General features: G+C 69.5%; 6 protein-coding genes. 5 read left to right on the top strand and 1 reads right to left on the bottom strand.

What is annotated here, in order from left to right; translation table 11 throughout:
• The 3 genes from scpA to ACFDTH_RS15455 form a co-directional block, all read left to right on the top strand.
• Window positions 1-1,821: methylmalonyl-CoA mutase (scpA, locus tag ACFDTH_RS15465; RefSeq protein WP_375288455.1), on the top strand; the 1,821-nt coding region annotated here is incomplete at its 5' end.
• Complete coding sequence (gene bioB, locus ACFDTH_RS15460) at window positions 1,821-2,954, top strand: biotin synthase BioB (protein ID WP_375288454.1); 1,134 nt, start codon at window positions 1,821-1,823, stop codon at window positions 2,952-2,954. The genes scpA and bioB, both read left to right, overlap by 1 nt.
• 247 nt (window positions 2,955-3,201) lie before the next feature.
• Window positions 3,202-5,316 carry a biotin carboxylase N-terminal domain-containing protein gene (locus tag ACFDTH_RS15455; protein ID WP_375288453.1) on the top strand — a complete coding sequence of 705 codons (2,115 nt, stop codon included), beginning with the start codon at window positions 3,202-3,204 and terminating at the stop codon, window positions 5,314-5,316.
• Between the two features lie 138 nt (window positions 5,317-5,454).
• Here ACFDTH_RS15455 and creD read toward each other — a convergent pair whose 3' ends face one another.
• Window positions 5,455-6,822, bottom strand: coding sequence for a cell envelope integrity protein CreD (gene creD / locus ACFDTH_RS15450; protein WP_375288452.1), 1,368 nt, complete (start codon window positions 6,820-6,822; stop codon window positions 5,455-5,457).
• Window positions 6,823-6,994: 172 nt separating this feature from the next.
• Between creD and ACFDTH_RS15445 the strand changes: the two genes are divergently transcribed.
• Both ACFDTH_RS15445 and ACFDTH_RS15440 read left to right on the top strand, forming a co-directional pair.
• Window positions 6,995-8,440: an efflux transporter outer membrane subunit gene (locus ACFDTH_RS15445; protein WP_375288456.1), complete on the top strand. Its 1,446-nt coding sequence runs from the start codon at window positions 6,995-6,997 to the stop codon at window positions 8,438-8,440.
• Window positions 8,441-8,447: 7 nt separating this feature from the next.
• The coding region (locus ACFDTH_RS15440; RefSeq protein ID WP_375288451.1) for an efflux RND transporter periplasmic adaptor subunit at window positions 8,448-9,743 on the top strand (1,296 nt) is incomplete at its 3' end.

Below are 9,743 nucleotides of genomic sequence, written 5' to 3'. Positions count from 1 at the left end.
AGCGACCATCCGCGCGTCACCGGCGACGTCGGCAAGGCGGGCGTCGCGATCGACACGATCGACGACATGAAGATCCTGTTCGACGGCATCCCGCTCGACCAGATGTCGGTCTCGATGACGATGAACGGCGCGGTGATCCCGATCCTCGCCTTCTTCATCGTCGCGGGCGAGGAGCAGGGCGTCGACCGCAAGCTGCTCGACGGGACCATCCAGAACGACATCCTCAAGGAGTTCATGGTCCGCAACACCTATATCTACCCGCCCGAGCCGAGCATGCGGATCATCTCGGACATCTTCGGCTACACCAGCCGCGAGATGCCCAAGTTCAACAGCATCTCGATCTCCGGCTATCACATGCAGGAGGCCGGCGCCACGCAGGTGCAGGAGCTGGCCTTCACCATCGCCGACGGCATGGAGTATGTGAAATACGGCGTCGCTTCGGGACTGGACATCGACAAATTCGCCGGGCGGCTGAGCTTCTTCTTCGCGATCGGCATGAACTTCTTCATGGAGGTCGCCAAGCTGCGCGCCGCGCGCGTGCTGTGGCATCGGGTGATGACGCAGCTCGGCGCGCAGGACGAGCGCTCGAAGATGCTGCGCACCCACTGCCAGACCAGCGGAGTCAGCCTCACCGAGAAGGACCCCTACAACAACGTCATGCGCACCACGATCGAGGCGATGGCGGCGATGCTGGGCGGCACCCAGAGCCTCCATACCAACGCGCTCGACGAAGCGATCGCGCTGCCGACCGACTTCTCCGCCCGGATCGCGCGCAACACGCAGCTGGTCATCCAGGAGGAGACCGGCATGTGCAACGTCGTCGATCCGCTCGGCGGCAGCTATTACGTCGAGGCGCTGACTAAGGGGCTGGTCGACCACGCCTGGGAGATCATCGAGCGCGTCGAGGCCGAGGGCGGGATGGCCAAGGCGGTCGCCGCCGGCTGGCCCAAGGCGATGATCGAGGAAGCCTCCGCCGCCCGCGCGGCGCGGATCGACCGCGGCGAGGAGGTCGTGGTCGGGGTCAACAAGTACCGCAAGGACAAGGAGGATCCGATCGAGATCCTCGACGTCGACAATGTCGCGGTGCGCGAGGCGCAGATCCGCCGCATCCAGAAGGTGAAGGCCGAGCGCAACGAGGCGGCGTGCCACGCGGCGCTGGATGCGCTCACCGAGGGCGCGCGGGGCAGCGGCAACCTGCTCGAACTGGCGGTGGAATGCGCCCGCCGGCGCGCGACTTTGGGTGAGATCAGCAGCGCGATGGAGGCGGTGTTCGGCCGCTACGGCACGCATCCCACCCCGGTGAAGGGCATCTATGGCGGCGCCTATACCGAGGACGAGCGCTGGGCGCGGCTGCTCCGCGGCGTCGAGGCGACCGAGCGGCGACTGGGCCGCAAGCCTCGCATGTTCGTCGCCAAGATGGGGCAGGACGGCCACGATCGCGGCGCCAATCTGGTGTCGAGCATGTTCGGCGACCTGGGCTTCGAGGTGGTCGCGGGGCCGCTGTTCCAGACGCCCAAGGAAGCCGCGGCGGTGGCATTGGAGGAGGATGTCGACGTGGTCGGCGCCTCGTCGCTGGCGGCGGGGCACAAGACGCTGATCCCCGAGCTGATCGGCCACCTGCGCGACGCCGGCCGGCCGGACATCAAGGTGATCGCCGGCGGGGTGATCCCGGCGCAGGACTATCAGGCGCTCTACGACGCGGGGGTGCAGGCGATCTTCGGGCCGGGCACGAACCTGATCAAGGCGGCGGAGGATGTGCTGCGGCTGCTGGGCCACAACATGCCGCCGGAAGGCGACGAGATTGCGGAGGCGGCGGAGTGATGGCCGTGATGCAGGCAAGCCCCTCCCCTGAAGGGGAGGGGCTTCAGGAGTGGACCCGCGCAGACATCGCCGCGCTGTTCGACCTCCCGTTCACCGAACTAATCTTCCGCGCCGCCACGGTCCACCGCGAGCACCACGACCCCGTCGCCGTCCAGCGCTCGACCCTCCTCAGCATCAAGACCGGCGGCTGCCCGGAGGATTGCGGCTATTGCGCGCAGTCGGTCCATGCCGACAGCGGGGTCAAGGTGACCAAGCTGATGGACGTGCAGGCCGTCCTCCAGGCGGCGGCGCAGGCGAAGGATCACGGCTCCACCCGCTTCTGCATGGGCGCGGCGTGGCGCAATCCCAAGGACCGCGACATGCCCGCGGTGGTGGCGATGGTGCAGGGCGTGCGCGCGATGGGGCTGGAGACCTGCATGACTTTGGGCATGCTGGAGCCGCATCAGGCGCGCCAACTCGCCGACGCGGGGCTCGATTACTACAACCACAATATCGACACCTCGCCCGAACGCTACGGCGACGTCATCACCACCCGCACCTTCGCCGACCGGCTGGAAACGCTCGACAACGTCCGCGCCGCGGGGATGAAGACCTGCTGCGGCGGGATCGTCGGAATGGGCGAGACGCGAGAGGACCGCGTCGGTTTCCTCCACGCGCTCGCGTCGATGCCCGAGCCGCCGGAGAGCGTGCCGATCAACGCTTTGGTGCCGGTCAAGGGCACGGTGCTGGGCGACATGCTCGCCGACACGCCGCTGGCGAAGATCGACGACATCGAGTTCGTGCGGACGGTGGCGGTGGCGCGCATCACCATGCCGCGCAGCATGGTGCGTTTGAGCGCGGGCCGCGAAAGCATGGGGGAGGCGACCCAGGCGTTGTGCTTCCTCGCGGGCGCGAACTCGATCTTCACCGGCGACAAGCTGCTGACCGCGGCGAACGCGGGCGACGACCGGGATGGGGCGCTGTTCGCCAAGCTGGGGCTACGCGGGATGGCGGCGGAAGCCCCCACCCGTCACCCCGGCCCCTTCGGCGAAGCTCAGGACAGGCTTGAGCCGGGGTCCCGCCGCCTTTCGACCGCGGCAAGAAGCGCGACCCCGGGTCAAGCCCGGGGTGACGAGGTGTGTGAGGCGCCGTGAGCTTTCGCGATCGACCTACACCATCGCCAAGGGCGAGACTTGGCTGCTTGGCATATGGCCTCGTTGGCGGTGCGGTGGTCGTCTTCCTATGGCTCGCCACGACGATGGGCGACCCTGCTCCTCCCGCAGATGGGATCTACCGACCCCATAGCGGAGCCCTTCGGTTCTTCGCCTTCCCGGTCAGCTTTCTCCTGTTTCTGACTGGTGGAGTTTGGCTGGCTTGGTTCGTCACGAGAGACAGAGACTGATGTTCAAGAAAATCCTGGTCGCCAATCGTGGCGAGATCGCGTGTCGTGTGTTCCGCACCGCCAAGAAGATGGGGATCGCCACCGTCGCGGTCTATTCGGACGCCGACGCGCGCGCGCCGCATGTGCTGATGGCGGACGAGGCCGTCCGGCTCGGGCCGGCGCCCGCGGCGGAATCCTATCTCAAGGCCGAGCTGATCCTGCTCGCCGCCAAGGAGACCGGTGCGGACTGCATCCATCCCGGCTACGGCTTCCTTTCCGAGCGCGAGAGCTTCGCCAAGGCGTGCGCCGACGCGGGGATCGCCTTCGTCGGCCCGCCGCCCAATGCGATCGCGGCGATGGGCGACAAGATCGAATCGAAGAAGCTCGCCAAGCAGGCCGGGGTCAACGTCGTTCCCGGCTTCCTGGGCGAGATCGCCGACACCGACGAGGCGGTGCGGATCGCCACCGACATCGGCTATCCGGTGATGATGAAGGCCTCCGCCGGCGGCGGCGGCAAGGGGATGCGGCTGGCGTACAGCGAGCAGGACGTCCGCGAAGGCTTCGAGGCGACCAAGCGCGAGGGCCTCGCCTCGTTCGGCGACGACCGCGTGTTCATCGAGAAGTTCATCGAAAGCCCGCGGCACATCGAAATCCAGGTGCTCGGCGACCAGCACGGCAACGTCCTCTACTTGAACGAGCGCGAATGCAGCGTCCAGCGCCGCCACCAGAAGGTGGTCGAGGAAGCGCCGTCGCCGTTCGTCACCCCCAAGATGCGCCGCGCGATGGGCGAGCAGGCGGTCGCGCTCGCCAAGGCGGTCGGCTATTATTCCGCGGGCACCGTCGAGCTGATCGTCTCGGGCGCGGACACCACCGGCGAAAGCTTCTACTTCCTCGAGATGAACACCCGCCTCCAGGTGGAGCACCCGGTGACCGAGGAGATCACCGGCCTCGATCTGGTCGAGCAGATGATCCGCGTCGCCGCGGGCGAGAAATTGGCGTTTGGCCAGAAGGATGTCGGCATCAACGGCTGGTCGGTCGAGAACCGCGTCTATGCGGAGGACCCGTATCGGGGGTTCCTGCCGAGCATCGGCCGGCTGGTGCGCTACAATCCTCCCCATGCAATGGGGAGGGGGACCGCCGAAGGCGGTGGAGGGGCGGCTGCCAAGGGTGGTGCGCTTGCGGAAGCGCCCCTCCACCACGACGCTGCGCGTCGCGGTCCCCCTCCCCAGCAAGCTGGGGAGGATCAGGTGGTGGTCCGCATCGACGATGGCGTGCGCGAGGGCGGCGAGGTCAGCATGTTCTACGACCCGATGATCGCCAAGCTGATCACCTGGGCGCCCACCCGCGAGGAGGCGATCGACGCGCAGGTCGCCGCGCTCGACCGGTTCGAGATCGAGGGCCCCGGCACCAATCTCGATTTCCTCTCCGCGCTGATGCAGCACCCGCGCTTCCGCGAGGGCAATATCACCACCGGCTTCATCGCCGAGGAATATCCGGAAGGGTTCCACGGCGCCCCCGCGTCCGACGACCTCGTCCGCACGCTTGCCGGCGTCGCCGCCTTCGCCGCGACTGCGGAGGCGGATCGCGCGCGGCGGGTGGACGGCCAGCTCGGCAATCGCCTGCGCCCTCCCGCCGACTGGGTGGTGCGGATCGGCAAGCGTGACCATGCGGTCAGCGTCTCGCCCGACGCACTGACCGTCGATGGCGCGGAGCTGTCGATCGCGATGGAATACACCCCGGGCGACCGGCTGGTGGAGGTGGAGCCCGCCGATGGCGAAGGCGAGCCGCTGTCGGTGAAGATCGCGCGCACCCGCACCGGCTTCACCCTCAACGCGCGCGGCGCCACCCACAAGGCGCGTGTGCTGCCCGCGCATGTCGCGCCTTTCGCCCAGCACCTCCTTGAGAAAATTCCGCCCGATCTCAGCAAGTTTCTGATCGCGCCGATGCCGGGCCTGCTCGTCCGCCTCGACGTGGCGGAAGGCGACAGGGTGGAGGCCGGCCAGCCGCTCGCGGTGGTGGAGGCGATGAAGATGGAGAACATCCTGCGCGCCGAGAAATCCGCCACCGTGAAGGCGCTCAACGCCAAGGCGGGCGACAGCCTGGCGGTGGACCAGGTGATCCTGGAACTGGAGTGAGCTGATCCTCTCCCGCAAGGGGGAGGGGGACCGCCGAAGGCGGTGGAGGGGCGGTGCCACAGGCGATCGGCTCGCCTGCGGCACCGCCCCTCCGTCAGCGCTGCGCGCTGCCACCTCCCCACTGCGTGGGGAGGATCGTCAGGCCGGCTCCCGCCGCAATCCCGACCAGTCCAGGTTCCGCGTCAGGTACATCACCCCCGCCAGCGCCGCGAACAGCAGCAGCGCGCCGATCAGCAGCGAATAGGCCTCCAGGCTGAGCAGCACGTAGAGCACGCCGTACAGCGCCGCCAGCAGCGCCGCGATATAGCCGCCGCGCCGCCAGCTCTTCAGCACCGCCGCGGAATACGCCGTGAGCAGGGCGATGATCGCCGCCGCCGCGATCACATAGGCCGCGGCGAAGCCGACCACCTCGGCGAAGGCGAGCAGCATCACGAAGAACAGCACCAGCCCCGCACCGACCAGCAGATATTCGACCATCGCGACGCGGACGCCCGCGATCACGTCGAACATCAGGAACGCCATGAAGGTGAAGCCGATGAACAGGAAACCATATTTCACGGACCGGTTGACCTGGCTGTACAGGTCCACCGGCGCGAACAGGTCCACCCGCGCCTCGTAATCGCCGGCGGCCTGCGCGGTGTCGTAGCGGTTGCTCACCGCGTCACTCGCGGTGCCCGCCTCGACATCGCTGGAGAAGAGCGCGCGGCCCAGCGCCAGATTGCCGATCCGCCAGGTCGCGCCGAAGCCCTGGTCCGACACGCTCTGCGTCACCGGCAGGAAGCCGCCCTGGAAGCTGGGATGCGGCCAGCGCGAGGTGACCCGCCAGCGCGTGTCGCCCGCCTGCGGCGCCAGCGCCAGCCAGCCGTTGCCGCGGAAGGCGAAGCTGAACTGCGCGGTCATCGCCCGTTCGCGGATCGGCGCGGCATCGAGCCAGGTGAAGAAGCCCGAGCGGTTGGTGGAGGGCAGGCCCTTGCCGGGCTGGAGCACCAGCCGTCGCCCGTCCACCTGCACCGCCGGCGGCGTGCCGAACAGCCCGCGCGCATCGCGCAGGCCGAAGCGCAGCTCGGCGCGGTCGTAGAACAATTGCTCCGGCCGCACGCCCGAGCGCGCGAGATCGGCGGGCAAAGCGAAGCGGGCGGTGCCGGAGACGCGCGCCTCGAACAGCACCGCCTCGTAGATCGAGCGGCGCCGTCGCTCGGGTTTCACCTCCGTGGTGACGTCCGCCACCTCGGGCGCCAGCGTCAGTTCGCGCGCGACCGTGTTGGTGCGGGTGACCTGGCGGCCGTTCTCCGTCACCGTCTCGGTCACCTGCTGCTCATAGGGCAGGACCAGCACCGGCCCGGCGATGGTCTGGGGACCGCCCCAGCCTTCCGCGATCGAGGCACGTGCGGTCTGCGACTGGTCCTGCCGATCGTAGACGAGGAGATAGATCGCGAAGAGCGGGATGCTGAGCAGCGCCGCCACCAGGATGGCGATCATCAGCTTCGATCCGGGCGTGCGCTCCACGTCGGCTCTCCTCTCCGTCTGCGGGGAAGGGTAGCGGCGGGATGGCGCGGTGCATTCCCCCGTTACATCCGGTCATGCTGCGGCAATGTCGGCCGTGGAAAGTGGCGGCATGCGACAAATCGCGACACAGTTTCGCTGGACGCTGCGCCCGGCGCTCGGCCAAGCCGCGGGCATGCGGTCGCGCATCCTTCTCCTCACCGGTCTGGCGCTTGCGGGCTGCACCGTCGGCCCCGATTACCGGCCCAAGGCCGCTGCCGAGCTGGGCGTGCCCGACGCCTGGTCGGTCACCGCCGCGCCCAGCGCGGAGGACCTGACCCGCTGGTGGACGCGCTTCAACGATCCGGTGCTCACCCGGCTGGTCGAACAGGCCGCAGCGAGCAACCTTGATGTCGCGCAGGCGGTGTCGCGGCTGCGCCAGGCGCGGGAGTCGCTGGTGCAGAGCCGCGCCAGTCTTCTGCCCACGATCAGCGCCACCGGCGGCTACAGCCGGTCGGAGACTTTGCGCGGCGGCCTCAACACGATCACCTTGCCCGACGGCACCGTGCAGACGGTGGGCAGTGGCGGCGGCGATAACTTCTCGGTCGGCCTCGACGCGCAATACCAGCTCGGCCTGTTCGGCGAGGTGCGCCGCACGGTGGAGGCGACGCGCGCGCAGGTGGACGCCTCGCGCTTCGACTATGCGACGGTCCTGCTGTCGGTGGAGAGCGAGATCGCGCGCAACTATCTGCTGGCGCGGCTTTACCAGGCGCAGCTCGCCAATGCGCGCGACAGCCTGGCGCTGCAGGACGACAATCTGGAGATCGCCGGCTTCCGGGTGCAGGCGGGCCTCGTCTCCAGCCTCGACCAGGAGCAGGCGCGGGTGCAGCGCGCGCAGACCGCGGCGTCAATCCCGCAGCTCGACCAGGCGCTCGCCGCCGCGGTGGCGCGGCTGGGCGTGCTGACCGGGCAGGCGCCGGGTGCGCTCCGGTCGGAGTTCGCAGCTTCCGCGCCGATCCCGAATGGGCCGGCGGTGGTCGGCGCGGGCGTACCCGCCGACGTGCTGCGCCAGCGGCCCGACGTGCGCACCGCGGAGCGCAACCTCGCCGCCGCCACCGCGCAGATCGGCGTCGCCAAGGCGCAGCTCTATCCCGCGCTGGCGATCAGCGGCAGCCTCGACACCAATGCCGCCCGGCTCGGCGGACTGGGCGAGACGATCACCGGCGGCCTGTTCGCCGGGCTGACCCAGGCGATCTTCAACGGTGGGCGCCTGCGCAGCCAAGTGCGCGGTGCCGAGGCGGCGGCGGAGGGTGCGCTCGCCGCCTATCGCGCCAGCGTCCTCACCGCACTGGAGGAAGTGGAGAACGCGCTGGTCGCGCTCCGCTCCGCCCAGGCGCGCGAGCGCGAGTTCGGCGTGGCGCTGACGGCGGCGAACACCTCCGCGATCCTCAGCCGCAGCCAGTATCGCTCGGGCCTCACCGATTTCACCACGCTGGCGCAGCAGGAAGCGGCTTTGCTGTCCGCCCGCAACAGTGCCGCGCAGGCCCGCGCCGATGCCGCCACCGCCACCGTCCAGCTGTTCGTCGCGCTCGGCGGCGGCTGGGATCCGGCGACCTTGCCCGATGCCCCACAAGATTCCTGAGGACCCGATGGCAGAGACGACCGACGAATTCCTTGGGGTGAAGCCGCGGCCGTGGTGGCGCCGGCACCTGAAATGGGTGATCGCCGCGATGGTGCTGGTGCTGGTCGTGCTGCTCGGCCTGCGGCTGTTCGGCAGCAGCGCGACGGTGGACTATGCGACGCGGCCGGTGCGGCGCGGCGACCTGCGCGTCGAGGTGTCGGCGACCGGCAAGCTGGCGCCGACCAACCAGGTCACGGTTGGCTCGCAGCTTTCAGGCCTGGTCACCAGCGTGGTGGTCGACGTCAATGATCGGGTCACGCAAGGGCAGCCGCTGGCCTTGATCGATCCCGAGCAGATAGACGACCAGATCCGCGCCGGCGAGGCGCAGCTCGCCGCCAACCAGGCCAGCGTCGCCCAGGCGCGCGCCACTGTATCCGAAACGCAGGCGCAGCTGGCGCGGCTGGAGGAGGTGCGCCGCCTGTCGGACGGGCGCGTGCCCTCGGCCGCCGAGCTCCAGACCGGCCGTGCCAACGCCCAGCGCGCGGTGGCGGCGCTCAAGGTGGCGCAGGCCAATGTCGCCGCGGCGCAGGCGCAGCTGGCGCAGAACCGCACCCAGCGCAGCCGCGCGATCATCCGCTCGCCCGTCACCGGCGTGGTGCTCGCCCGCGCGGTCGATCCCGGCCAGACGGTCGCCGCCTCGTTCAACACGCCAACCCTGTTCGTGATCGCCGAGGATCTCAGCCAGATGAAGCTGGAGGTGGCGATCGACGAGGCGGACGTGGGCGCGGTCAAGGTTGGCCAGGATGCGGCCTTCACCGTCGATGCCTTCCCCGGCCGCAGCTTCCCGGCGAAGATCACCCGCGTCGATCTCGGCTCCAACCTGACGGTGAGCGCGGCGAGCGCGTCGTCCAGCTCGACCACCTCGGGCACCACCGCGACCACCGGACAGGTGGTGTCCTATGCCGCCGACCTCACCGTCGCCAATCCGGAGCTGGTGCTGCGCCCGGGCATGACCGCAACCGCGGACATCGTCACCTCGGCGCGCGAGAAGGTGCTGCTCGTCCCCAATGCGGCGCTGCGCTTCAAGCCGGCTGGCACCGGTGCGGGGCAGGCGAAAGGCGGCATCGCCGGCTCGCTCACTTTCCGCCCACGCCGCAACCGGCCCGAACGCCAGGTGCAGCTCGGCCGCGGTGCGCGCCAGACCGTCTATGTGAAGGGTGCGGACGGCACGCCGCGGCCGATCGAGATCGTCACCGGCGACACCGACGGCATGCGCACGGAGGTGCTGTCCGGCCTCAACCCCGGTCAGGAGGTGATCACCGGC

The organism is Sphingomonas sp. (genome assembly GCF_042096255.1).
Taxonomy (GTDB): domain Bacteria; phylum Pseudomonadota; class Alphaproteobacteria; order Sphingomonadales; family Sphingomonadaceae; genus Sphingomonas.
Note: the sequence above shows the minus strand (reverse complement) of the source record. Positions and strands in the feature narration are given on the sequence as shown.

Excerpts from the sequence above, each read along its gene's own strand:
- ACFDTH_RS15445 (WP_375288456.1), top strand. The coding sequence starts at position 6,995 with ATGCGGTCGCGCATCCTTCTCCTCACCGGTCTGGCGCTTGCGGGCTGC.
- bioB (WP_375288454.1), top strand. The coding sequence starts at position 1,821 with ATGGCCGTGATGCAGGCAAGCCCCTCCCCTGAAGGGGAGGGGCTTCAG.
- ACFDTH_RS15455 (WP_375288453.1), top strand. The coding sequence starts at position 3,202 with ATGTTCAAGAAAATCCTGGTCGCCAATCGTGGCGAGATCGCGTGTCGT.